This is a genomic window from Roseibium aggregatum IAM 12614, from assembly GCF_000168975.1.
GTDB lineage: Bacteria > Pseudomonadota > Alphaproteobacteria > Rhizobiales > Stappiaceae > Roseibium > Roseibium aggregatum.
Window position 1 is genome coordinate 512,880 of record NZ_AAUW01000001.1, and the last position, 24,194, is coordinate 537,073.

A 24,194-nucleotide genomic window follows, 5' to 3' on the forward strand; every position below is an offset into this window, starting at 1 on the left:
CCCGGGGCTTTGCGTCAACAAAAAAGGCCGCCGGAAACCGGCGGCCTTTCGAGGGATGTTTTTCGGATCATTCCGCGGCGTGCGGCAGATCCTCCCGAGGGGGGATCTTCGGCTGCGAAGGCGTCGGCATGGACACCACCTTTGCCGCCGGGCGCTGTTGTTCCGGCTGATCGCCGAGCGCCACAGGTTCCGGGGCTTCTTCCGCTGTGCCGTGACCGGACTTGGGCCGGAAGTAGGCAACGCCTTTCCGGAACGTGCCAGCCCACACACTCGGCACCGCAATCATGACCGGGATCATCAGCAGCGTCAGCAGGGTGGAGAAGGCAAGGCCCGAAATCACCGCCGTTGCAAGCTGCACCCACCAGACCGCCGTGATGCCGCCATAGGTGGTCACCTGATTGAAGAAATCGAAGTTGATCATGGTGGCCATGGGCACAAGGCCGGCAATGGTCGTGATGGTCGTCAGCAGGATCGGCCGGATACGCTGGGCGGATGTTTTCAGGATCGCGTCCACCGGTTCGAGGCCATCTTCAAGAAACCTGTTGTAGGTATCGATCAGGACGATGGCGTTGTTGACCACGATACCGGCAAGCGCAACCACCCCGGTGCCGGTCATGATGATCGAGAACGGCTGCTGGGTTATGAGCATGCCGAGCAGCACCCCGAACACCGACAGGACCACCGTCGAGAGCGTCAGGATGGTCTGGTAGAACGAATTGAACTGGGTCAGCAGGATCAGGAACATCAGGAACAGCGATGCCACCATCGCCTTGATCAGGAATTCGCCCGATTCCTGCTGGTCTTCATCCGCACCGCGGAACTTCAGGAAGACGTTGGCAGGCCATTCCTGTGTATCCAGCCACTTCTGGAGGGCGGCAACCTGTTCTGTCGGGTTGGAACCGCTTTCCGGATTGACCGCCGCCTTCACGAACATGGAATAGAGCCCGTCACGGCGCACGATCTCCGACACCTTCTGAGCCGGTTCGCGGCTGACGAAATTCGCCAGCGGCACGAGCCCGAGGGGTGTCTGCAGGCGGAGCTGGTCGAACCGGTCGATGGTCCGCTCGTTCTCCGGCAGGCGCACACGGATGTCCACCTCGTCCTCGCTGTCGCCAGGACGATAGGTTCCGATCAGCACACCGTTGGTAACGAGCTGAACCATGTTGCCGACGGAAGCGATGCTTGCCTGGTAGCGGCCGGCCTGTTCCCGGTCGATGGTGATCTGCCATTCGATGCCGGGCAGGGGACGGTCGTCCTCCTGGTTCATCAGCGTGTCCATGCCGTTGACATGCTCGCGAATGCGGGCAACAGCGGCAACCATGTCGTCGTAGTCGGTAGACTTGATCTCCAGCTGGACGTCCTTGCCCGTTGGCGGGCCGCCTTCGATCTTGCGAGTCTCCACCTTGATGCCGGGGATGTCCCCGGTTGCGGCACGGATGTCGGCGAAGATTTCCTTCGCCACACGGCGGCAGCAGAAGTCCGCAAGTTCGATGTTGATCTCGCCCATCACGTCGGCGGGCTTGTCCTGAACGTCGCCGACGGACGGGCCACCGGACGAACCACCGGGCGTGAAGGCGTTGGTGATGACGTTGTCGACACCTGGAATGGACAGGATCCTGTCTTCAACCTGGACGACGAGATCGCGGGCTTCAGAAGCCGACATGTTACCGCGGCCGGAAACCAGAACCACCGCCTGTTCCGGTTCCTCATCGATGAAGAACTGAACACCGGTCGGGTTGGCCATGAACGCACCGACGATCACCACGCAGCTACCGATCAGCAGAACGATGGCGGCAATGTTTCCGAGCGGGTTGCCGGCAAACATCTTCAGGATGCGCACATAGACGCCCGTAAATCCGCGCACCTTCCGGACGTCAAACGCTTCGGAGCCGGAAAGGGTGGCAGCCTCTGCCCGGTCGATCTCGGCCCGTTTGGCGGCACGGGCCTGCGACCAGCGCACGAACGGGCGCAGCATCTTGTAGGAGACGAAGCCGACGAGGACGAGGGCCACAAGGCCGCACGGGATAGCGATGCCGGTGGCCGCACCGGCCGGTACGACACCCTCCAGCGCCATGGGTACGAACGGCCCGAATGCGACGATGACGCCAGCCAGCACGCCGAACGTCAGCGCCAGAAGCACTGCGGCATACCGGTTGAGGAAGTGCGAAACCTGCGCCAGGATGCCGCCTGTCACCGGCAGGAACACCATTGCGGTGAACAGCGAGGCGGTCAGGACGATGATCACCATGATCGGCAGGTAGCTCATGAACTCGCCGGCAACACCCGGCCAGAGCAGCATGGGCAGGAACGCCACCAGCGTGGTGGCTGTCGAGGAGACGATCGGCCAGAACATCAGTTTCGCGGCGCGGATGTAGGCCTCGCGGTCTTCCATGCCTTCATGGATTTTCCGGTCCGCATATTCGGTCATGACGATGGCGCCATCGACCAGAAGACCCACGGTCAGAACGAGGCCGAACATGACCATGTTGTTGACCGTATAGCCGACCCCGCCGAGGATCAGGAAGCCGACCATGAAGGAGGTCGGGATGGCCAGACCCACAAGCAGGGCAGACCGCATACCAAGCGCCGCCAGAACCAGGATCATCACCAGGAAGATCGCGGTCAGGATCGACGACTGCAGCGAGCCGAGCACTTCGAAGATGTTGTTGGACTGGTCCAGCATCATGTCGACGCGAACGGTTTCCGGCCAGTCCTTGGAGGCGTTTTCGACAACTTCGCGGACCGCCGCGTTGTTCTCGATGATGTTGGTTCCGATGCGCTTGACGACCTGCAGCGCGATCGCCCGGTTGCCATTGACGCGCGTATAGGCGTTGGGGTCCTTGAAGGTGCGCCGGATTTCGGCGACATCGGCAAGGGTCACCACACCTTCACCACTTTGTTTCAGCGGCAGCGTGTAGACATCTTCCGCGGTCTCGACAAGGCCGGGAACCTTCACGTTGAACCGACCCTTGCCACCGTCGATAAAGCCGGCGGGAACGAGCTGGTTGTTCAACTGCAGGGAGTTCAGCAGCTCCTGCTGCGTGATCGAGTAGGATTCCAGCTTCTGGGTGTCGATCAGGACTTCCAGCAGCTCTTCACGGTGTCCGGTCAGATCCGCCGACCGGACGGTGTCGATGGCCTCGATCTCGTCCTTGAGCCGCCGGGCATGCTTGTAGAGCGTGCGCTCCGGCACGTTGCCTGACAGGGCGATGATCATGGTCGGCGCGAGCGCGAAGTTCATTTCGGTGATCGTCGGCTCTTCGGCCTCGTCCGGCAGCTTGCTCTTGGCCTGGTCGACCTTGTCACGCACGTCCGCCAGTGCCTCGTCCTTGTTGAACGAGATGTCGAACTCCAGCACGATGCCCGCATGACTTTCGGAAGCAATCGCGGTGATTTCCTTCAGCCCGTCAAGACCGCGCAATTCCGTTTCCATCGGCCGCACAAGCAGGCGTTCGGAATCTTCCGGGGAAATGCCCTGCTGGGTGATCGAAATATAGAAGATCGGCAGATCGATGTCCGGACTGGCTTCCTTCGGGATCGAGATATAGGTGGCCACACCGGCGACAATGAGCGCCAGCATAAGCACGAATACCGTCTTTGGGCGTCGAAGAACGCCTTCGAGCATGTCTATCATTGCCTCACCTCTGCCGTCTCAAAGACCGGTTGCACGAGCTCTCCATCCGAGACGTATTCCTGCCCCACGGTGATGGCGACGACCTCATCGGGAAGTCCGCCCACCCACATTCCGTCCTGTTCTCCACCCAGCACCTTGACCGGGTAGAAGACGGTCTTGTTGTTTTCATCGACTGCGCGAATGCCCACCTGGCCAGCATCGTTGAGGGTCAGGATGGCCGGTGAAATCTTGTGCGCCTTTTCCGCTTCCAGCTCCAGTTCGGTGACGGCCGTAACGCCGTCCCTGGCTTCGCCGTCGGGATTGGGCAGCTCGACCTCGATGCGGAAGGTTTTCGTATCCGGGTTTGCCGTCGGCGAGATGTAGCGCACCTTGCCGTTGAGCGTTTCTCCGGTCACGAGGGTAACCTTTGCCGGCATGCCGAGCGAGATATCGGCGATATTCAGTTCCGAGACTTCGCCGATGGCAATCATCGGATCGGAATCGACGACTGTGGCGCAGATGCCGCCTTGTTCGAGCTGGGCACCGATTTCAGCCATCGGGCTCTCAATGACACCGGCAATCGGAGAGCGGATGACCGTGTGTTCCAGCTCCTGTTCGGCTTCTATGAGACGCGCCTTCGCGGCATCGAGCTGGGCCTGGAGGGCTGCGACACGGGTTTGGGCGGTAAAGCCCTTGCTGTTCAACTGAGTTGCCGCCTCATGATCCAGTTCCGCCTGAGCCAGGGCGGCCTTGGCTTCCAGAATGCGCGACTCCCGCGAGCCCTTGTCGAGAACGCACAGTACATCCCCGGCAGCAACATGTGCACCTTCCTGTGCCGGACGTTGCACGACGTCATCGGTCGTCTTGGATCTGACAGCGACCTTGGCTTCCGCCTCGGTGCGCCCGCGTACCTCCAGAACGGCCCGCCGGTTCTGCGCCACCAGACGCTGGACCTGAACCCGGAAGGCTTCACTGGTGGCCTGGCTGACCCTGAGGGCCGGGGGCGGCGTTGCGTGTTCGCTGTCGCCGACACCACCGATCACCACGGAACCGGTATACATCCAGAAACCGATACCAGCGGCAATGCCGGTGGCCAGGAGGTAGGAAAACTTCACTCGCATTATCTTAAAGCTCCGAAACGTCTTGCTTACTCCGCAGCCGCCACAACCGGCTGTGCTGCTTCTTCGGCAATCTTGATCAAGGCCTCGCCATGTTCTTCCAGATAGGCGAGGGTGAAATTCATGCAGGCAATGCCGTAGTCACGTGTCCAGGCGGATCCGGGATGCGTGCATTCCTGGTCTTTTTCGTTGTCCGTCAAAAGGCGCAATTCGGCCTCTACCTGTGTTTTGCGCCGCTCGATCGCACGGCGGATCACCTCGGGAGGCAGTTTCGCGGCGTTGAGAGCTATCAACAGAAAGGGAGACTTGAAGGTGTCCGGCGCCTGGGGATCGCACAGGGACTGGATGAAGTCCTGACGGCCGGCATCGGTGATGGAATAGACTTTCCGGGCGGGCTTGCCTGCCTGCGGTTCCTCGCGCACGGTCACGAAGCCTTCCGACTCCAGACGCGCCAGCGCCGGATAGATGGAACCGAAGCTCGCATCGTCGAAATAGCTGAACCGGCCTTCGGTCGATTCCTTCCGGATTTCGTATCCGGTGGCGTCACCAAAAGACAGGATCGCAAGACAGAGGCTGCGTACACTCATTGACAACTCCGAGCCTGGGAGCGTCCTCCCGGCATGACAGCCTTCCTACGAGCCGGGTTGCGATCCGGATGACGCACGCAGCATCGCGAGAAGTGTCATATGTTGGTTCGATATATCGGACAAATATATGCTTCCGTATCCGTAATCAAGGGTGCGCTGCACAATTCACGCCCCCAGGATAAACAAACTATGAGTTGATCTTCAAATTTCTCTGACTCGATCTATTTGAAAGGTTGTTGCCAGGTGACAATCGGCGCTAGGCTGAGGCCACAACGCAACCGCAATGGAACCACAGGGAGTGTTCGGCAATGACAACGTCAATTAAGGCCCTGGTTCGCCTGAAGCTTCCTAAAGACCCTCTGTTCCGTCTGCTTGCGGTGAACGGCCTCGCGGGAACGGCAATTGCCGGGCTCGTGCTCGGAGGCATCTTTCTTGGCAACATCGGTAATCTGAGAGTGCTGGTAATGTCGGCTGAAGATCCGGTGCTGCCGGTTATCATGCTGGCATTCGGCCTGTTCATTACCCTCGGGTCCGTGGTCATGGGCTCGGCCATCATGCTGCTCGGCGACAACAGCCGAAATGGCAATGGCGGGGGTGGGTCCGCAAGGCGCAGACTGCCTGTGTTTTTCACCGGACAATTGAAACCCGTGCCGGTTCCAGCAAAAGCCGGATGCAGGCACGATCTGCGTCGGTGAGCCCGTTCGGGCAGTTCAACACCTTGCGTAAACGGTCAATGAGCAAGTTGCTGGTAGACAGACGTCGCCTTGGCGGACGCCGTCGGCTTTGATCCCAGATCAGCAAACAAGGTCATGGCCGCAGCTGCCAGGAGAAGCAGCAATCCGAGGGATGAGAGCCTCATCTCACCGGTCCTTTCGATCATGACGTCCTCCGTTTTGATGGGAGAGGGTATACAGCCGCAGGATATAAAGTCCCGGTAATACCTCTTGTAAAATTTTACGTACATTCAAATACGTAGACGCAAAACTGACAGGGTCTCATTTCAGTGTTGCAGGGAAGCCATCTGGCTATGCGATCCGCAGTCCCGCAGCGCGTCGATTTTTCATGAAATAACGCGATACGAGGGTCGCCAGAGCGTGTTGTTGCGCTTGCTGCGGCCGTTAACCATCATCCGGGAAAAACATGTCAATTCTGCAAGGCCAGGTTGCAGTCTCTCGCAGCTTCTTATACGACCAATGGTAGTTTAACGATTTGTTAATCAATTGTTGGGGTTGTAATGCGATTTCTGTTTCGCAATGTGCACATATTTGTTTTCGCTAGCCTTTCAGCCTCCGCTGCGTTGTGGATCGCAAGCAACCCTCAAAAGGCGGAGGAGCTGGCGCGGCCTCTGATTGAAGATGCCGTTGAGCTTCAGGTCATGGCGAAAGATGCCTATCGCGAAGTCCGTGAACTGGATCTGCGGGACGCAGCGGATGAGGCTGTTTCCTACTATGTCGCGGCGCTGCGTATGCCCAGCCTGCTGTTCGAGCGCCTGGCCGATCAACTCGACGATGTCGACCATACGCTGGAGCGGCGTGCGCAGGCAGAACCTGTTCCTCGTACGGGGACACCAACGGATCCCGGTCGTCCGGTACCAGTCAGGTCTGGACCGCACCAACGTACGGGGGATAGCCCCTTCGGTTCAGTGTCGATCTGATGTGCAACGGAACAGGTTCAGGCAGAGGCCAATGCCAGCGCTATGCCCTGACCGACACCGATGCACATGGTCGCAAGCGCTAGGTTGCCACCCCGCTTTTTCAGCTCCAGAGCTGCTGTTCCGGTAATTCGGGCACCTGACATCCCCAGGGGATGGCCAAGGGCGATTGCACCCCCATTCGGGTTGAGGATTTCGCTGTCTTCGGGCAGGCCAAGGTCCCGCATGACGGCAATGCCCTGTGCGGCAAAGGCCTCGTTAAGTTCGATCACGTCGAATTCCGGCAGCGCAATGCCCAGGCGAGCGCAGAGTTTGCGCGTCGCCGGCGCCGGGCCAATACCCATGATTCGGGGCGGCACACCTGCGGTGGCCCCGCCAACGACGCGGGCAATCGGCGTAAGATTGTGCTTTTCCACCGCAGCTTCCGAGGCAATCAGCAGCGCGGCCGCACCGTCGTTCACGCCTGAGGCGTTGCCTGCGGTCACCGAGCCGTTTTCCCGGAACGGTGTCTTCAACGCGGCAAGGGCCTCCAGCGTCGTGTTTCTGGGGTGTTCGTCCTTGTCCACCAGGATCGGATCGCCCTTGCGCTGCGGGATCATGACCGGCACGATTTCTTCGGCGAACCGGCCGGACTGCTGGGCCTCTGCGGCCCGCTGCTGGCTGCGCAGCGCGAAGGCGTCCTGGTCCTCGCGCGAGATCTGAAATTGTTCGGCCACGTTCTCCGCCGTTTCGGGCATGGAATCTATGCCGTACTGGCGTTTGAGAAGCGGATTGACGAACCGCCAGCCGATGGTCGTGTCGAAAATCTCAGCCGAGCGGGAAAAAGCCGCGTCGGCCTTGGGCATGACGAAAGGCGCGCGGGACATGCTCTCGACGCCGCCGGCAATAGCCAGATCGATCTCGCCGGCCTTGATCGCCCGTGCCGCGGTGATCACGGCATCCATGCCCGAGCCGCAAAGCCGGTTGAGTGTAAGGCCCGGAACGGTCTCCGGCAGACCTGCCAGCAGTGCCGACATGCGTGCGACATTGCGATTGTCTTCACCGGCCTGGTTGGCGCAGCCGTAGAAAACGTCGTCAACTTCCGCCCAGTCCGTGTCCGGATTGCGTTCCATCAGCGCACTGATCGGAATCGCGCCAAGATCGTCGGCACGGACGGAGGACAGCATGCCGCCATAACGTCCGATGGGAGTGCGGACATAGTCGCAGATGAAGACATGGTGCATGGGAGAGTTCCTGTCCGTTGCGGTGATAGCGACCTTTGGCGATGGTCGGATATGGGGAAAGTCTTGCCGCAAAGCCTCTTTCAGGGCAAGGACATGTCACGCAAAAGGGGGCTGGTTTCACGGCGTTTGTGATGTGTCCGAGTGGCGCCGGATATCGTCTTCCTGCAAATAGGTTCCGGACTGAACCTCGATCATCCGCACAGGGATCTTTCCCGGGTTGTGCAGCGTGTGCTGCGCTCCAAGAGGCACGTAGGCGGACTGGTTTTCGCTGAGCAGCCTGGTTTCACCGTTGATCGTGATTTCGAGCGTACCCGACACCACCACCCAGTGCTCTGCCCGGTGAAGGTGGCTTTGCAGGCTCAGTCTCTTGCTCGGCTTGATCATCATCGACTGCACGGAAAAGCGCTCGCCGGCGTTGATGCGTTCCGTGTAACCCCACGGGCGGTAGGACCGCGGGTGCCGGTCGACCTCGTGCCTGCCTTCTGCCTTCAGTTGCTCGACTACTGTCTTGACGTCCTGAGCCTTGTCCTTGTGGGCGACTAGGACGCTGTCGGTGGTCGCAATCACCATCACGTCTTCAAGCCCGATGACGGACACAAGCCCGCGTTCTGCGTAGGCCAGGCAATTCTCGCTGTCGAGAAAGCGCGCATCACCAAGCCCGGAATTACCCTGGGCGTCCTTGTCCAGCACTGTCCAGATGGCCGACCAGGACCCCAGGTCATCCCATTCCGGCGCGACTGGCGCACACACGACATTGCTGGCTTTCTCCATGATCGCGTAATCGATCGAAATATTGTCCAGCGCTTCAAAGGTTTCCTGGTCAAGCCGCGTGAAATCGAGGTCACCGTGCCGCGTCTTCATGACGTCGACGATTTGCTTGTAGAGGTCCGGCTGGTGCTGCTTGAAAGCGTCGATCATGGTCGTCGCCGCATAAAGAAAGATGCCGGCATTCCAGACGTAGCCGCCATCCTTCAGGAAGGCCTCGGCGCGCTCCTGGTCTGGCTTTTCAACGAAGGCTTCCACCGGGCGCACCGGTTCCGATCCACTCGCCACCTTTATATAGCCGTAGCCGGTGTTGGCTTCGCTGGGTTGAATGCCGAAGGTCACGATCTTGCCGGCCCGCGCGGCTTCTTCGGCCTGTTGGACGGCCTTCAGGAAGACATCTTCCTTGCGGATCAGATGGTCTGACGGCAACAGCAGGATAAGGGCGTTCGGATCTGTTTCGGCCGCAATCAGTGCGGCCATCAGGGCAGGCGGGGCCGTGTTGCGGCCGACCGGTTCCAGCAGGATCGACTGGGCTTCCAGTCCGAGTTCGCTGAGCTGTTCCCCGATGAGGAAGCGGTGGGCGTTGCTGCCGATGACGATGGGAGCGGCAAAGTCAGGATGATTGACCCGCTTGCATGTCTTCTGGAAGAGACTTTCCCCGCCAAAAAGTGGCAAAAACTGTTTTGGCCGGTCGGTGCGTGACAGCGGCCACAGCCGCGAACCGACACCACCGGACAAAATACAAGGGAAAATCATGCTTTGGTTCCTGTTCTGCTTCTACAAATGAGGCGTTTGCGGGCAAACCACGGTTGCACAGAGTGTTAATCAGCCGAGGGACAAGTTGCAAGCAAGCGCCTTGAACGCTACATACGTAATAACGTAACGCCGGGACGTTGGTTCCCAATGAGCGCAGCAGGCTTTCAGGACTATGACAAATTCAGACACCAGGCTTGTTCAGCTTGACCGTGCCGGCGTCCGCAAGGGCGGTGAGTGGCTGGTGCGCGGCGTCGATCTTTCGGTCTCGCCCGGCGAAATCGTGACCTTGATCGGGCCCAACGGCTCCGGCAAGTCGACCACGGCCAAGATGGCCCTCGGTATCCTGAGCCCGAGCGAAGGCCGTGCCGACCGCAAGCCGGGTCTCAAAGTTGGCTATGTGCCGCAGAAACTTGCCATCGACTGGACCCTGCCGCTGACCGTCACCCGGTTCATGCGGCTTACCAACCCCTTGTCCGATGCCGAGTGCCGCGCCGCCCTGGCGCGCACAGGTGCGGAAAGGCTGATACACTCGCAAATGCGCACACTTTCCGGCGGAGAAATGCAGCGGGTCATGCTGGCACGTGCGATTGCCCGCAATCCCGGCCTGCTGGTACTGGACGAGCCTGTGCAGGGTGTGGATTATGCCGGCGAGATCGCGATTTACGATCTCATTTCCGAAATCCGCAAAACGCTCGGCTGCGGCATTTTGATGATCTCACACGATCTTCATGTGGTGATGGCTGCGGCGGATCAGGTCATCTGCCTCAACGGCCATGTCTGCTGCCGCGGAACGCCCTCGGATGTCAGCCGCGACGACCGGTACCATGCGCTGTTCGGAAACCGGCGCAATGGGGCAATTGCGGTGTACGAACACTATCACGACCACGTGCATCTGCCGGACGGAAAGGTGCGCCACGCCGACGGTTCCGTGTGTTCCTCCTGTTCTGGTGAGCATCATCACCACTCGCACGGCGATGCACCTGCGGAAAAAGAGGACGGCATTCGAAATGCTGGATGATTTTTTCACCCGCGCGTTGATTGCCGGCATTGGCGTTGCACTTGTTGCCGGGCCTCTTGGTTGCTTCATCATCTGGCGGCGAATGGCTTATTTCGGCGATACACTGTCACATGCGGCCCTGCTGGGGGTTGCCTTGTCGCTGCTTCTCAACGTCAACACCACGCTGGCGGTTGGAGCCGTTTCGATCCTTCTTGCGGTCGTGCTGATGGCCCTGCGGCGCAGCGATACGCTGTCTTCCGACGCGCTGCTGGGTTTGTTGTCCCATTCAGCGCTCGCTCTGGGACTCGTATGTCTTGCGTTCATGACCTGGGTCCGGGTCGATCTGCTGGGGCTGCTCTTCGGCGATATTCTGGCTGTGACACCGCTGGACATTGCCATGATCTATGGCGGCGGCGCGCTGGTGCTGACTGTTCTGGTGGTGATCTGGCGCCGCCTCTTCGCCGCCACCGTCAGCCCCGACCTTGCCGCGGGTGAGGGCCTGAAGCCCGAGCAGACAGAACTCATCTTCATGCTGCTGACGGCCATCGTCATCGCCATCTCGCTCAAGATCATCGGCGCGCTGCTGATTACCGCACTCTTGATCATTCCGGCTGCCGCTGCGCGGCGCCTGTCGGCGTCACCGGAACAGATGGCCTTCATCGCGGCCCTGACCGGAGCTGCCGCCGTCGTCGGCGGGCTCTACAGTTCGCTGACCTATGATACGCCGTCCGGACCTTCCATCGTGGTTGCGGCGATGGCCCTGTTTGTCGTCAGCCTTGTCCCGGGTGTGCAAATCGTGAGAAGGGTGAGATCGAGCACGAAAGGAGATCGTCCGTGAGCGTTGAGACACATCCCGAACTGACCAAGAACCAGGCCCTGGTGTTCGGCTCTTTGTCGGACGCGGGCGGACCTCTGACGGCCTATGCGATTCTGGATCTGTTGCGCGACAGCGGGTTCCGTGCGCCGCTCCAGGTCTACCGGGCGCTCGACAAGCTGGTGGAATACGGAATGGTCCACCGCCTGGAAAGCCTCAATGCCTTTGTCGCCTGTTCGCACAAGGGCTGCTCCAGCCACGGCACGGCCGCCTTCGCCATCTGTGAACAATGTGGTGTCGTCAGCGAGTTTACGCCGGACAAGGCCATGTCCCTGTTGCGGGACTGGACAAGGAGCGAAGGCTTTCAACTGTCCCGCACGACCATCGAACTGCGTGGCACCTGCCGGCAGTGCAACGTGCCGAACTGATCTGTGCCGCGTGCCGCGGCATCCAACCGATTTCCGAGACACGGTCTTTGTCCTAGGATGTCTGCATCGAATCTCTGGAGATGTTCATGGCAGACAGATTGGGCATCGGCATTATCGGATGCGGCACGATTTCAAAGACCTACTTTGATCTGGCGCCGACGTTCAGCGGCCTTGAAATCAGGGCCTGTGCGGATCTGAACCGTCATGCGGCGGAAGCACGCGGTTCCGACTATGGCGTGCGCGCGCTGACCGTGCACGATCTGCTTCTTGCAGATGACATTGATCTGATCGTCAATCTCACCGTTCCCGATGCCCATTATCTGGTGTCTCACGAAATCCTGGCGCACGGGAAGCACGTCTATTCGGAAAAACCGCTGGCCCTGTCTATCCGGGATGGGCAGGCACTTGCTGATCTTGCCCGCAAGAAACACCTGAAGGTCGGCTGTGCGCCGGACACGTTTCTGGGCGGGGCGCATCAGATTGCCCGCAAGGCTGTCGACGAAGGGCTGGTCGGCGAGATTGTCGGCGGCACATGCCATGTCATGAGCCACGGCATGGAGCACTGGCACCCCAACCCGGACTTTTTCTTCAAGCCCGGCGGCGGCCCAGTCCTTGATCTCGGGCCATATTATGTCGCCGCGCTTCTCAATCTGATCGGACCGGTCAAGCGCGTGTGCGCCATGTCGGGCATGCCTTTCAAAACCAGAACGATCAGGAGTGGCGCTCGCAAAGGCGAAAAGATCGACGTGACCACCCCAACCACGATCCATGCCATCCTGGAATTCCAGACAGGTGCCAAGGTGACGCTGACAGCCAGTTGGGACGTCTGGGCCCACAGGCATCAGCCGATGGAGCTTTATGGAACCAGGGGTACGCTCTTTCTCGCGGATCCGAATTTTTTCGGCGGGGACGTAAGTCTGGTTGCCGAAGACGGAACGGCGAAACCGCTCGATGGCGCAGTGCATCCCTTCGGAGCAGCGAATGTCGATGACAACGGTACGCCACGGGCCAACTACCGGGCTGCGGGCCTGGCCGACATGGCCCAGTCGATCCTCCGGGGGGACGAAGGCGAGTTCCGCTGTTCTCTCGAGCGAGCCCTGCACGCGGTCGATGTCATGGTGTCCATCCTGAAATCAGCGGAAACTGGAACCTTCGTGGACATTGAACACCAGGCCAGCCGCCCGCAAGCCCTTGCTGCCGCTGAGGCAGGCAAATTGCTCGCCTGAAGCCGGTTGCGGCTGCCTCGCCGGCCTCCTATCTTCGCCGCAGGGGACGCCCGGATTTGGGGGCGAATGCCCGCCTGCGGGCAAAAGAGGGAGAGCGGGTATGGCCTTGTTGATCGCCGGCCTTGTGCTGTTTTTGGGAATTCACACGCTGCCGGTGTTTCCGGCAACGCGCAACGGGCTGGTTTCCAGACTTGGCGAGACGGGATACAAGGGGGTATTCACGCTCTTGTCGTTCGTCGGTCTCGGCCTGATCGTCTACGGTTACGGCGTGGCCCGCTTCGAGGGACCACCGGTACTCTATGAGCCGCCGTTCTGGCTGCGCCACGTTACCATGCTGTTCATGGTTCCCGTGTTCATTTTCCTGGTCGCGGCCTATGTGCCCTCCCGGATTAAGACCTCACTGAAGCATCCGATGCTGGTGGCGGTGAAACTGTGGGCCTTTGCTCACCTTCTGGCAAACGGGGATCTGGCATCGGTGCTCCTGTTCGGCGGTTTTCTGGCCTGGGCAGTGGCGGATCGGATTTCCGTCAAACGCCGTGGGCCGGGGGCAGGGCAGATCGGTGCATTGGCGTCGGCAAAGCCTGGAAAATACTCCGATCTTGTCGTGATTCTGCTGGGCCTCGTTCTCTACGGACTGTTTGTCTGGAAACTGCACGCGCTGTTGATAGGCGTCCCGGTGATGTGATAGCCGGCGCGGCGCTTGAAATTACCTAAGAAATCCGGCATTTCCTGCCGGATTGCCCCACTTGCGCCACGAAGGGCCGTTTTAAGCCCCTTCAGGGAATTGCCCGAGCCGGATCAAATGGATAATGTGCGCCACTCAAGAAGGGGCCGCGCCCGGCCAGACGTGCCGGGCAGCAGAAGTGAATGCAGGAAATAGACACGCATGTCTGACATTTTTCGTGAAGTCGATGAAGATATCCGCCAGGAGAAATACCGTCGGCTTTGGGACCGGTTCGGTCCGTGGGTGCTTGGCGTTGCGGTCTTGATCGTTGTTGGAACCGGCGGCTATCGCGGCTGGCTCTATTGGCAGGAACAGCAGTCGCAGAGCGCGGGCGATACATTCTTCGAAGCCGTGAAGCTGTCCGAAGCCCAGAACTACGAAGAAGCAGCCGCCCTCTACGGTGAACTGGACAATGCCCTGGGGGGCTATCCCGCCCTGGCGAAACTGCGCCAGGCCACCGATCTTTCAAATTCCGGCAAGACGGAAGAAGCTCTTGCAGAGTTTGATGCCCTGTCGCGCGACAGCAGCATCATGGAAGCCCTGCGTGATGTCGCGGCCCTGCGCGCCGCCTACCTTGCCGTCGATACACAATCTTATGGCGATATCGCCGACCGGATCGAGAAACTGACCGGGGACACCGGGCCGTTCCGTGCAGCAGCACGTGAACTTCTCGCTCTAAGCGCTTGGAAAGCCGGCGACATCGAGACGGCCAAGCAGTGGATTTCAGCAATTGAAGAGGACACCGAAACGCCCGCTGACGTAAGCCGACGCGTGTCGATCCTCGGTGATGTCATCCGGTCCAGCAACGGCGAAGCCACAGCGGACAGTGAAGGAAACAACCAGTGAGTTTTGTAACCGTTTCTTTCCGCAGACGCGGTGTTTTTGGGGCCCTTGCACTATCGCTCGTCCTGACCGGGTGCGGGTCGGTCAGCGAATTTACCGAGAATATCAATCCGTTCGCCCGCGAGAAGATCCTCAAGGGTGAGCGCCAGCCTGTCTTCGACGGCGCCGATCCGGCAGCCGAAACGCTTGGCCAGTCTGCCAAGATCGGCGCTGCAACGGGCGGCCAGTCGTGGACGACGGCAGGTGGCGGCCTGACCAACGATCCGGGCAACGTTGCCATATCCGTTTCCGGCAACCGCGCCTGGCGCGCACAGGTCGGCTCATCCGGTGGTGGACTGACAACATCCGCACTTCGGGTGTCTTCCCGCCCCGTCAGCGATGGCAGCCGTATCTACGTCTACAAGCCCAATGGTGAAGTTGTTGCCCTGTCGACGGGTGGTGCACGCCAGTGGACCCAGAACCTGCGTCCGGAAGGCGAGAGGGATGTCGGGCCGGGCGGCGGTGTCGCGGTTGAAGGCGGCGTCGTCTATGCGGCAACCAGCTATCGCCAGGTCGCGGCGCTCGAAGCCGGCTCCGGCCGGGAAATCTGGAAAGTCGACATCGACACACCGGCCCGCGGTTCCCCTGTTGCCGGCGCCGGGCATGTCATTGTCGTGTCCCAGTCCAACGAAGTCTATGCGCTGAAACAGTCTGACGGCAGCGTTGCCTGGACCTATGCAGGTATCGAGGAAACTGCCGGTCTCTTGTCTGCGGCCAACCCGGCCATTTCCGGCAACCGCGTCATCGTGCCGTTCTCCTCCGGTGAGATCATGGCGATCGACATCAAGTCCGGCGAACCGGCCTGGATCGACGGCGTGTCGCGCGGCTTCAGGACGCTTGCCTTGTCCGGTCTTGCGGATGTGTCGGCCAGCCCGGTTGTTTCCGGCAGCACGGTTTACGCCACCGGCGTTGCCGGTCGCACGGTTGCGGTGGATGCCCGCACGGGCCAGCGCCGATGGGAACAGAATCTCGGCAGCGTGCACACGCCGGTTGTCTCCGGCAGCACGTTGTTCATGGTTGACCTCGACGACCGCATGGTCGCCCTCAATCTGAAAAACGGGGAAACCCTCTGGGCAACGGCCTTGCCGCGCCCGGAAAAGAAGAAGAAGCGCCGCAACTGGGCTGGCCCGATCCTGGCGAACGGGGCACTGGTTGCCTTTTCCAGCGACGGCCAGATCGCAATCGTGGATGCCGCTTCCGGTAAAACCATGTTGACGCAGCGGACCAATACGGATGTCTATGTGACACCGATCGTCGCCGGTGGCCGGATTATCGTGCTGACTGGCAATGACGGCGTCGCTGCCTTCAACTAGCATTTGAGGCGGACCCGAAGAGGTCCGCCTATCAGGAGAACTGCTGTGGGCGCAACTGTCGCCATTATCGGACGGCCGAATGTCGGCAAGTCCACCCTTTTCAATCGCCTTGTGGGCAAGCGCCTGGCGCTGGTAGACGACACACCTGGTGTGACGCGTGACCGGCGGCCGGGCGATGCCCGTTTGGGCGACTTGCGCTTCACGATCATCGACACCGCCGGTCTCGAAGATGCGGACAAGGAGTCCCTCGAAGGCCGCATGCGCCGGCAGACCGAGGAAGCGATCGAAACCGCCGACGCGGTTCTGTTCGTGATCGACGCTCGTGCCGGTGTCACGCCACTTGATGCCCATTTCGCCGAAGTTGCGCGCAAGACCACCCGTCCGGTGATTCTGCTTGCCAACAAGGCCGAAGGCCGGGCCGGGGAGAGCGGGCTTTACGAATCCTATTCGCTCGGCCTGGGCGATCCGATTGCAATCTCCGCCGAACATGGCGAAGGGCTTGCCGATCTCTATGACGCGCTGAAACCTCATGTCGACCGGGTGACGGAAGAAGAAGAGGCCAAGCGCGAAGAGGCGATCACCAATGTCGATGTCGACGAAGATGGTGAATTCGTCGTGGAAGAAGATCCGGTCGGTACGGTTGAACGGCCCCTGCGCGTTGCCATCGTTGGCCGCCCCAATGCGGGCAAGTCGACGCTGATCAACCGCATGCTGGGCGAAGACCGCATGCTGACAGGACCGGAAGCGGGCATCACGCGCGATTCCATTTCCGTCGACTGGGTCTGGCGCGACCGGCACATCAAGCTTTTCGATACGGCGGGGATCCGCAAGAAGGCGCGTGTTCAGGAAAAGCTTGAGAAGCTTTCCGTTGCAGATGCCCTGCGCGCGATCAAGTTCGCCGAGGTGGTCGTGGTCACGCTGGATGCCACCATGTCCTTCGAAAAGCAGGACCTGCAGATCATCGATCTGGTTGCGCGCGAGGGCCGCGCGCTGGTGGTGGCGATCAACAAGTGGGACCTGATCGAAGACCGGGAAGAAGCCTGGAAAAAGATCAAGGACGCCAACGAGCGCTACTTCAATCAGATCCGCGGTGTTCAGATCGCGACTTTGTCCGGCCAGCAGGGGCAGGGGATCGACCGCCTCATCGAAAGCGTCTTTACCGCCTATGAAGCCTGGAACGCGCGCGTCTCGACCGCGAAGCTGAACCGGTGGCTGGACAAGGTCACGGCGAACCATCCGCCTCCCGCCGTTGCCGGGCGCCGGGTGCGTTTGCGGTACATGACCCAGCCCAAGACGCGGCCGCCGCATTTCGTGGTCTTTTGTTCGCGTCCGGAGCAATTGCCGGAAAGCTACACCCGTTATCTGGTCAATTCGCTGCGCCAGTCCTTCAACATTCACGGCACCCCCATTCGCCTGTCCTACCGCAAAGGCGAAAACCCTTACGCTCCGAAGAGAAAACGGGGCTGAGCGGGGAGTGCAGCCGGCTTGTGCCGGCTGCCGGCCGATATTCTTCTTTCCTGGCGGAAACGCTGCTTCCCGCCGCCATCGACACTTTAAGGGAGTTTGAACCATGTCCATCGACCGGCTGGAATTTGCCGTCGCCCTGGCCGAAAAGGCTGGCGAGCTTGGTCTCGACTATTTCCGCAAGCTGGACACGCTCACGGTAACGCAGAAGGGCCATCAGGACCTGGTGTCGGAAGCCGACCGCAATGTGGAAACGCTCATCCGGCAAGAGCTCGCAAAGAGCTATCCGGACGACGGCATTCTGGGCGAAGAGCATGGCATGGAAGAAGGGGATTCGGGTTACACCTGGGTCACCGACCCGATCGATGGCACGGCAAACTTCGTTGCCGGTATTCCGCAGTGGTGCGTCATCATTTCCTGCGTCCATCAGGGCCAGGTGATTGTCGGCGTGATCCACGATCCGGTCTCAAGGGAAACCTTCAAGGCAGCGGCCGGTCACGGTGCGTTTCTGAATGACAAGCCGATCCGTGCATCCGACAGCGAAAGCCTTTCTCATGGCTCGGTTGGTGTCGGTTTCAACGGCCGGACCGCCGTCACCGATGCTGTCAATGTTGTCGGTGCCCTGGTGTCAAAGGGTGGCGTTTTCTTCCGCAACGCCTCGGGCGGTCTGATGCTCGCCTATGCCGCTTCCGGACGTCTGATCGGTTATGTCGAATCCCACATGAATGCCTGGGACTGCCTTGCAGGTATGCTGATCACCAAGGAAGCCGGCGGCGAAGTTCTGGAACAGGACATCAACCAGTCCCTTTATCACGGTGCACGCGTTGTTGTTGGCGCTCCCGGCGTCTTTGCCGATTTGAAGGAAATCGCCGAAAGTTCCTTCGCGCCCTTCGAAGCTGCCTGAACAGTCTCAGACGTGCTGGTCGACAAGAACCGGGTTTCCGTCCGGGTCGACCAGCATGAAGCTGGCCCGGCCACGGCCGGTCTCGTCAGCTTCGGATACGAACGAGTATCCCTTCGATTTCAGCGCCTTTTGGATGTCCCGCACATCCTGAAAATCTTCGAGCGTCCTGGCGTCCTGGTCCCAGCCGGGATTGAAGGTCAGGATGTTCTTGTCAAACATGCCCTGAAACAGCCCGATGATGGTGTCGCCGTTCTTCAGGACGGTCCAGTTGTCCGCATTCGAAACGCCGACATCCACGAAGCCGAGGCCTTCGTAGAACGCCTTTGATTTGGCAAGATCCTTGACGGCCAGACTGACCGAAAACGCACCGAGTTTCATTTTGTGGCTCCTCCTTCAGGCGGCTGGCGATTTCCAGCATGCTGTCAAAGGCCGAGAAAAGAGACAAGCTCCTGGCGCGATTGTTCGGTAAAATGAAAGCCCTTCCAGCCGAGCGCCTTCGCCGCGCGAACGTTGGTGGCACTGTCGTCAATCAACAGGATCTCCGACGGGGCAACCCTGAGAGCATTGCTGACATGTGTGAAGAATGCAGCATCCGGTTTGGCTGACTTGATCCGGCCGGAGGAGAAAACCTGGCTGACGAGCGAGCCGAAGCCGGACTGGTGCTCGATGTAGCTGGAACGCTGGTCTTCATTGTTGGTCGCAATCACCTGAACGACGTCATGACCTGCCAGATGTTCAAGCAAGCCGCAGGTGAAACGATCCTTCAGATCATCCCTGGCGAACCAGTAGTCGAGAAGATCTTCGGCATCCAGTGTATGACCGCAGCGGTCAAGCCAGTCCTGCAGGTGGCGTTTGATGTCGCGTTTTCCGCTGATGACCTGTGCGAAGGTGGCATCGAAGACGCCGCGCTCGAATGCATCGAGTGCGATACCGAGATCGTCTTCCAGCGTGTCTGCCCAGACGAACCGACCATCGACGATGTTGCGGTTGAGAACACCGTCGAAATCCCAGGCAATAACGCTGATATCGGCGCGCATGGCTAACTTCCCTTCCGATCATCAACCGGAAGGGGTAGAGCCAAACTGGCGTGTTTGCAACCGGTGGCTACTGCCAGTTGAAGGGACCAGACTTAGGCCCGAGCCCATTCCCCGCTGACGCGGTCGTACAGGCTGCCGGTTTCCAGAACGTCTGGCATCAGCAAGGGCAGAAGATCTGCCGCGACTTCATCTGGAGCGGGAAGGTTGGTGGCAAGCTCACCCGGCATGGCCTTGGCGCGCAATCCCGTCCGGGTCGGGCCGGGGTCGGCAATGTTGATCTTCATCTTCGTCTGCAGGCTTTCCTTGGCCCAGGTCCGCGCCATGGCTTCCACGGAAGCCTTGCTGATGGACTGAAGACCCCAGAAAGGCGTGCAGGTGCTTGCGTGGACAGAAGACAGGAACAGTGCCCGGCCGGCGTCAGACTGGCGCAGAAGCGGATCCAGAGACCGGATCAGCCGCCAGTTGGCGACGACATTCACCGCCGTCACCTTCTCGAAGTCCTTCGGGCTGATATGGCCGATAGGCGACAGCACGCCCAGCATGCCGGCATTGGCAACGAAGATATCGAGTTTCTTCCAGCGCTCGTAGATCGCGGCTCCGAGCCGGTCGAGAGCGTCGAAATCGGTCAGGTCCAGAGGCACCAGTGTGGTTTCCCCACCTGCGGAGCGAACCTCGTCATCAAGGTCTTCCAGGCCGCCGACAGTCCGGGCAAGCGCAATGACATGCGCACCACGTTCGCCGAGCTGCTTTGCGATCTGATAGCCAATTCCACGGGAGGCGCCGGTCACGAGTGCGATCCGGCCTTCAAAGTCTTTGGTCATGCGTGATCTCTTAGATCAAATTGCCTTCCGGCGGTACCGCCGGAAGGCATAAATTTAAGCGGTCCAAAGGGTTTTGAACGCGTCAGCCGACCTCGACCAGACGCGGGGGGCTGACGAAGTCCTGATCTTCGGAAAGATCGGTCAGCGGCGTCGGATAATCGCCGGTGAAGCAATGGTCTGTGAACTGCGGATTGGCATCGTCACGGCCTTCGTAACCCATAGCCTTGTAGATGCCGTCCACGGACAGGAATGCCAGTGTGTCGGCCCCGATATAGGCGCGCATTTCCTCAAGACCGTATTTCGCGGCCAGAAGCTTCTCGCGCACCGGCGTATCGATGCCGTAATAGTCGGAATACTTGATCGGTGGGCTGGCGAGGCGGAAGTGAACTTCCTTGGCACCGGCTTCGCGGATCATCTGCACGATTTTGACGGACGTGGTGCCGCGCACCAGGCTGTCATCCACCAGCACGACGCGCTTGCCTTCGATCTGGGCCCGGTTGGCGGAGTGTTTCATCTTCACGCCGAGAGCACGGATCTGCTGGGTTGGCTCGATGAAGGTCCGGCCGACATAATGATTGCGGATGATGCCGAGTTCGAACGGCACACCGCTTTCCTGGCTGAAGCCGATGGCAGCCGGGACGCCGCTGTCCGGCACAGGCACGATGACGTCGGCTTCTACATTGGATTCCCGCGCAAGCTGCCGGCCCATTTCGCGGCGAACGTCATAGACGCTGCGGCCACCCACGACACTGTCTGGGCGGGAGAAGTAGATGTATTCGAAGATGCAGGGCCGGGCAGGGCGCTTGCCGAACGGGAAGAAGGATTCAATTCCCGTCGTGGTGCAGACGATGACTTCGCCGTTTTCCACTTCGCGGATGAACTTTGCACCGATGATGTCGAGCGCGCAGGTTTCCGACGCCAGGATCGGAGCGCCATTGAGGTCGCCTAGAACCAGCGGCCGGATGCCGAGCGGGTCGCGTGCACCGATCAACTTCTTCGAGGTCAGCGCCACCAGCGAGTAAGCGCCTTCCATCTGGGTGATTGCGTCGATGAAACGCTCGACGATCTTGCCCTTGCGCGAGCGGGCGACGAGCTGCAGGACCACTTCGGAATCGGAGGTCGACTGGCAGATTGCCCCGTCGCGGATCAACTGGCGGCGCAGGGTGAGGGCGTTGGTGAAGTTGCCGTTGTGGCAGACCGCAATACCGCCGCCGTCCAGTTCGGCGAACAGCGGCTGCACGTTCCTGAGGATGGTCTCGCCGGTCGTCGAATACCGAACGTGGCCGACAGCGGCCTTGCCGCTCAGCCGTTCGATTGTCTCGGCATCGGAGAAATGATCGCCGACAAGGCCGAGATGACGTTCCGCACGGAACTGCTCGTTGTCGACGGTCACGATCCCCGCTGCTTCCTGCCCGCGGTGCTGGAGCGCATGAAGCCCGAGCGCGGTTAGCGCGCTGGCATCCTCATGACCCAGAATGCCGAAAACACCGCATTCTTCGCGCAGGGTATCTGCATTGATGTCGAACGGTTCGTGCACGTCGGTTCCGCCAGCCATGGCGAACACTCCTTCGTTCTGGCCGGTGGGAGGACCGGCCTGGTCTTGCGGTCAAAGGTCTGTCATCGTCACGGCGATGGACGAGATGTTGACCGCTTTGCAAATGGTACATCGTCCCGCACCTGTCGTGGCGCGGGATGCCTCATTCAACGTTGCACCGTCAAAAGGTGCCCGATACTGCCCAGTCTCGGTTTATATCCCCGGATCGTAACCAAGGTCTGTTAGTTGCTATCCGTCGTCAGTTGTTCAAGTCCCTGACGTTCTGAATCGCTGTACGCCGGTTCTTCTGCAGGCGTTGCGCCCCCTCCGGCCTGATTGTTCTGCCGGATCTTGTCCAGGATCGCCTTTTCCGGGTCTTCGGGCAGCACAGCTACCAGCCGCTCACCGATGGACAGCAGGATCGGGCGCGACTTGGCCGTCTTGACCCAGTTCGGCTGCTGTTCCGGCTGGACGAACCAGTTGAAGAACATCATCGCCACCACGACCAGCAGCAAACCGCGCACCGCTCCAAAAACGAACCCGAGGGTCCGGTCGAGCGCGCCGATCCGGCTGTCTAGCACGAAATCGGAAATCCGCATGGTGATATAGCTGACAACAAGCAGCGTGACCAGAAAGACCGCCGCGGCAGATACGCCCATGGCAACCAGATCATGGTTGATATACTGCTTGGTGTAAGGAAGAACCCGCTCGTAGAGCAGGAATGCCGCAGCTGCCGCAGCCACCCAGGAAACGATGGAAAGAACTTCCCTGACAAATCCGCGGATCATCGCAAGGACCGCCGAAATGAACATGATGACCAAGAGCAGTCCGTCCAGCAGCGTTATCGGCATGTTCCTGAAAAATCCTCTGTCTGGCGCTCTTTCAAGAGCTTAAACCTTTCGCCCAAACCCGTCACCATCTTGCGTCAGGTCTGCCCCTTTGCACTAGCCTCCGCCGAAAGTTTGGCAACAAAGTCCCCAAGTTCCGGCACGCCTGTCGTTCTGAACGAAGACACGGTGCCATCCTTGAGATTGCCTTCCGGACAATAGGCCTGGTCGAAGCCGAGTTTCTCTGCTTCTTTCAACCTGGAGGGGGCCTGGGCGACCGGCCGGATAGCCCCTGACAGGCTGACTTCGCCGAAATAGACGCAATTGGCCGGAAGGGCAAGCCCGCTGAGCGAGGAGATTAAGGCCGCAGCAACGGCAAGATCGGCTCCAGGCTCGTTGATCTTGAGACCACCCGCAACATTCAGATAGACATCGTGCTGCGAAAAACGGACGCCGCAGCGTGCTTCCAGCACCGCAAGGATCATGGAAAGGCGGGCACTGTCCCAGCCGATCACGGCCCTGCGCGGCGTCCCGAGCGAAGATTGCGCCACCAGCGCCTGGATCTCGATCAGGAGCGGGCGTGAGCCCTCCAGCCCGGCAAAGACCGCCGCGCCGGGCGCGGTGGTGTTTCTGTCGCCCAGAAACAGCGCGGAAGGATTGGGGACTTCCTGAAGCCCCTTGCCGGTCATCTCGAAGACGCCGATTTCATCCGTCGCGCCGAAGCGGTTCTTGACCGAGCGCAGGATGCGGTACTGATGCGCGCCATCGCCCTCGAAATAGAGAACCGCGTCGACCATATGCTCAACCACACGCGGACCGGCGATCTGGCCGTCCTTGGTCACATGCCCGACAAGCACAAGTGTGGTGCCGTTCTTCTTGGCATAGCGCACCATTGCCTGGGCGGATGCGCGCACCTGTGTAACGGTGCCGGGAGGGGATTCCACCTGGTCTGTCCAGAGCGTCTGGACGGAATCGAGGATCAGAAGGGCGGGAGCCGTATCGGCTTCAAGAGTTGCCAGAATGTCTTCGACGCTTGTTTCCGCCGCCAGTGCAACCGGCGCCTGGGCAAGCCCCAGCCGCTCGGCGCGAAGCCGAACCTGGCCGATGGCCTCTTCGCCGGAAATATAGACGGTCCTGTGCCCGAGATTGGCCAGTTGCGCGGCCGCCTGAATAAGCAGTGTGGACTTGCCGATGCCGGGGTCACCACCAACGAGTAATGCTGACCCGCGAACGAAACCGCCACCGGTCACCCGGTCGAGTTCAGGCACTTTCGTCTGAATGCGCGGGGCTTCCTTAGCGTCGCCGGAAAGGCCCACAAGTGGAATGACCCGACCCTTGCTGCGGGAGGCCCGTCCGGGGCCGCCACCAACGCCGCCTCCGGTCTGCTCCTCCACGATGGTGTTCCATTCGCCACAGCTTTCGCAGCGGCCCACCCATTTGGCGGTCACAGCGCCGCAGGACTGGCAGACGAAGGAAGTGGAGCGCCGTGCCATGAAAGTTCGCCTTTCGC

The 24,194-nt window shown here is 60.3% G+C and carries 23 protein-coding genes; 11 read left to right on the forward strand and 12 right to left on the reverse strand.

Going from position 1 to position 24,194, the window contains the following annotated elements; translation table 11 throughout:
* Positions 1 to 67 precede the first annotated feature (67 nt).
* Genes SIAM614_RS02375 through SIAM614_RS02385 form a run of 3 tightly spaced genes read right to left on the reverse strand, consistent with a single transcriptional unit; the run spans position 68 to position 5,318 of the window.
* Positions 68 to 3,634, reverse strand: a complete 3,567-nt coding sequence (locus tag SIAM614_RS02375; RefSeq protein ID WP_006931772.1) for an efflux RND transporter permease subunit — start codon at positions 3,632 to 3,634, stop codon at positions 68 to 70.
* Positions 3,631 to 4,734 carry an efflux RND transporter periplasmic adaptor subunit gene (locus tag SIAM614_RS02380; protein WP_006931773.1) on the reverse strand — a complete coding sequence of 368 codons (1,104 nt, stop codon included), beginning with the start codon at positions 4,732 to 4,734 and terminating at the stop codon, positions 3,631 to 3,633. Before SIAM614_RS02380 ends, SIAM614_RS02375 begins: the two co-directional genes overlap by 4 nt.
* A 26-nt stretch (positions 4,735 to 4,760) precedes the next feature.
* Positions 4,761 to 5,318 carry a PadR family transcriptional regulator gene (locus SIAM614_RS02385; RefSeq protein ID WP_006931774.1) on the reverse strand — a complete coding sequence of 186 codons (558 nt, stop codon included), beginning with the start codon at positions 5,316 to 5,318 and terminating at the stop codon, positions 4,761 to 4,763.
* Positions 5,319 to 5,626: 308 nt separating this feature from the next.
* Here SIAM614_RS02385 and SIAM614_RS02390 point away from each other — a divergent pair, with 308 nt between their 5' ends.
* Positions 5,627 to 6,013 carry a hypothetical protein gene (locus SIAM614_RS02390; protein WP_006931775.1) on the forward strand — a complete coding sequence of 129 codons (387 nt, stop codon included), beginning with the start codon at positions 5,627 to 5,629 and terminating at the stop codon, positions 6,011 to 6,013.
* Between the two features lie 35 nt (positions 6,014 to 6,048).
* On the opposite strand, the gene SIAM614_RS31840 is transcribed toward SIAM614_RS02390, so the two are convergent.
* Complete coding sequence (locus SIAM614_RS31840; protein ID WP_157139629.1) at positions 6,049 to 6,198, reverse strand: hypothetical protein; 150 nt, start codon at positions 6,196 to 6,198, stop codon at positions 6,049 to 6,051.
* A gap of 354 nt (positions 6,199 to 6,552) precedes the next feature.
* On the opposite strand from SIAM614_RS31840, the gene SIAM614_RS31845 reads away from it, so the two are divergent.
* A complete protein-coding gene (locus SIAM614_RS31845) occupies positions 6,553 to 6,972 on the forward strand; it encodes a hypothetical protein (protein WP_157139630.1) in 420 nt (139 codons plus the stop codon).
* Positions 6,973 to 6,989: 17 nt separating this feature from the next.
* Here SIAM614_RS31845 and pcaF read toward each other — a convergent pair whose 3' ends face one another.
* Together pcaF and SIAM614_RS02410 are read right to left on the reverse strand one after the other, a co-directional pair.
* Entirely contained in the window at positions 6,990 to 8,192 is a 1,203-nt protein-coding gene (gene pcaF / locus SIAM614_RS02405; RefSeq protein ID WP_006931781.1) for a 3-oxoadipyl-CoA thiolase, read from the reverse strand.
* Positions 8,193 to 8,309: 117 nt separating this feature from the next.
* Positions 8,310 to 9,713: a mannose-1-phosphate guanylyltransferase/mannose-6-phosphate isomerase gene (locus tag SIAM614_RS02410; RefSeq protein ID WP_040438813.1), complete on the reverse strand. Its 1,404-nt coding sequence runs from the start codon at positions 9,711 to 9,713 to the stop codon at positions 8,310 to 8,312.
* 172 nt (positions 9,714 to 9,885) lie between these two features.
* On the opposite strand from SIAM614_RS02410, the gene SIAM614_RS02415 reads away from it, so the two are divergent.
* The 9 genes from SIAM614_RS02415 (at position 9,886) to SIAM614_RS02455 (ending at position 18,465) form a co-directional block, all read left to right on the forward strand.
* Entirely contained in the window at positions 9,886 to 10,731 is an 846-nt protein-coding gene (locus SIAM614_RS02415) for an ATP-binding cassette domain-containing protein (RefSeq protein WP_006931785.1), read from the forward strand.
* Complete coding sequence (locus SIAM614_RS02420) at positions 10,721 to 11,548, forward strand: metal ABC transporter permease (protein ID WP_006931787.1); 828 nt, start codon at positions 10,721 to 10,723, stop codon at positions 11,546 to 11,548. The genes SIAM614_RS02415 and SIAM614_RS02420 overlap by 11 nt, the downstream gene beginning before the upstream one ends.
* Positions 11,545 to 11,952 carry a Fur family transcriptional regulator gene (locus SIAM614_RS02425; RefSeq protein WP_006931789.1) on the forward strand — a complete coding sequence of 136 codons (408 nt, stop codon included), beginning with the start codon at positions 11,545 to 11,547 and terminating at the stop codon, positions 11,950 to 11,952. The genes SIAM614_RS02420 and SIAM614_RS02425 overlap by 4 nt, the downstream gene beginning before the upstream one ends.
* Positions 11,953 to 12,038: 86 nt before the next feature.
* A complete protein-coding gene (locus tag SIAM614_RS02430; protein ID WP_040438815.1) occupies positions 12,039 to 13,178 on the forward strand; it encodes a Gfo/Idh/MocA family protein in 1,140 nt (379 codons plus the stop codon).
* 100 nt (positions 13,179 to 13,278) lie between these two features.
* Entirely contained in the window at positions 13,279 to 13,863 is a 585-nt protein-coding gene (locus tag SIAM614_RS02435; protein WP_006931792.1) for an NnrU family protein, read from the forward strand.
* A gap of 201 nt (positions 13,864 to 14,064) precedes the next feature.
* A complete protein-coding gene (locus SIAM614_RS02440; RefSeq protein ID WP_006931794.1) occupies positions 14,065 to 14,748 on the forward strand; it encodes a tetratricopeptide repeat protein in 684 nt (227 codons plus the stop codon).
* Entirely contained in the window at positions 14,745 to 16,097 is a 1,353-nt protein-coding gene (locus tag SIAM614_RS02445) for an outer membrane protein assembly factor BamB family protein (RefSeq protein ID WP_006931797.1), read from the forward strand. The genes SIAM614_RS02440 and SIAM614_RS02445 overlap by 4 nt, the downstream gene beginning before the upstream one ends.
* A gap of 45 nt (positions 16,098 to 16,142) precedes the next feature.
* On the forward strand, positions 16,143 to 17,564 hold the full coding sequence (gene der / locus SIAM614_RS02450) for a ribosome biogenesis GTPase Der (RefSeq protein ID WP_006931800.1): 1,422 nt from the start codon (positions 16,143 to 16,145) through the stop codon (positions 17,562 to 17,564).
* A 103-nt stretch (positions 17,565 to 17,667) separates the two neighbouring features.
* Positions 17,668 to 18,465, forward strand: coding sequence for an inositol monophosphatase family protein (locus tag SIAM614_RS02455; protein ID WP_006931803.1), 798 nt, complete (start codon positions 17,668 to 17,670; stop codon positions 18,463 to 18,465).
* 6 nt (positions 18,466 to 18,471) lie between these two features.
* On the opposite strand, the gene SIAM614_RS02460 is transcribed toward SIAM614_RS02455, so the two are convergent.
* The 6 genes from SIAM614_RS02460 to radA form a co-directional block, all read right to left on the reverse strand.
* Positions 18,472 to 18,843, reverse strand: a complete 372-nt coding sequence (locus SIAM614_RS02460) for a VOC family protein (protein ID WP_006931804.1) — start codon at positions 18,841 to 18,843, stop codon at positions 18,472 to 18,474.
* Positions 18,844 to 18,887: 44 nt separating this feature from the next.
* A complete protein-coding gene (locus tag SIAM614_RS02465) occupies positions 18,888 to 19,502 on the reverse strand; it encodes an HAD family hydrolase (RefSeq protein WP_006931806.1) in 615 nt (204 codons plus the stop codon).
* A gap of 92 nt (positions 19,503 to 19,594) precedes the next feature.
* Positions 19,595 to 20,323: an SDR family NAD(P)-dependent oxidoreductase gene (locus SIAM614_RS02470; protein WP_006931808.1), complete on the reverse strand. Its 729-nt coding sequence runs from the start codon at positions 20,321 to 20,323 to the stop codon at positions 19,595 to 19,597.
* Positions 20,324 to 20,405: 82 nt separating this feature from the next.
* A complete protein-coding gene (gene purF / locus SIAM614_RS02475) occupies positions 20,406 to 21,878 on the reverse strand; it encodes an amidophosphoribosyltransferase (protein WP_040438968.1) in 1,473 nt (490 codons plus the stop codon).
* Between the two features lie 221 nt (positions 21,879 to 22,099).
* Positions 22,100 to 22,708: a CvpA family protein gene (locus SIAM614_RS02480; RefSeq protein WP_006931812.1), complete on the reverse strand. Its 609-nt coding sequence runs from the start codon at positions 22,706 to 22,708 to the stop codon at positions 22,100 to 22,102.
* 74 nt (positions 22,709 to 22,782) lie between these two features.
* Positions 22,783 to 24,177, reverse strand: a complete 1,395-nt coding sequence (gene radA, locus SIAM614_RS02485; RefSeq protein WP_040438818.1) for a DNA repair protein RadA — start codon at positions 24,175 to 24,177, stop codon at positions 22,783 to 22,785.
* Between the last annotated feature and the right edge of the window lie 17 nt (positions 24,178 to 24,194).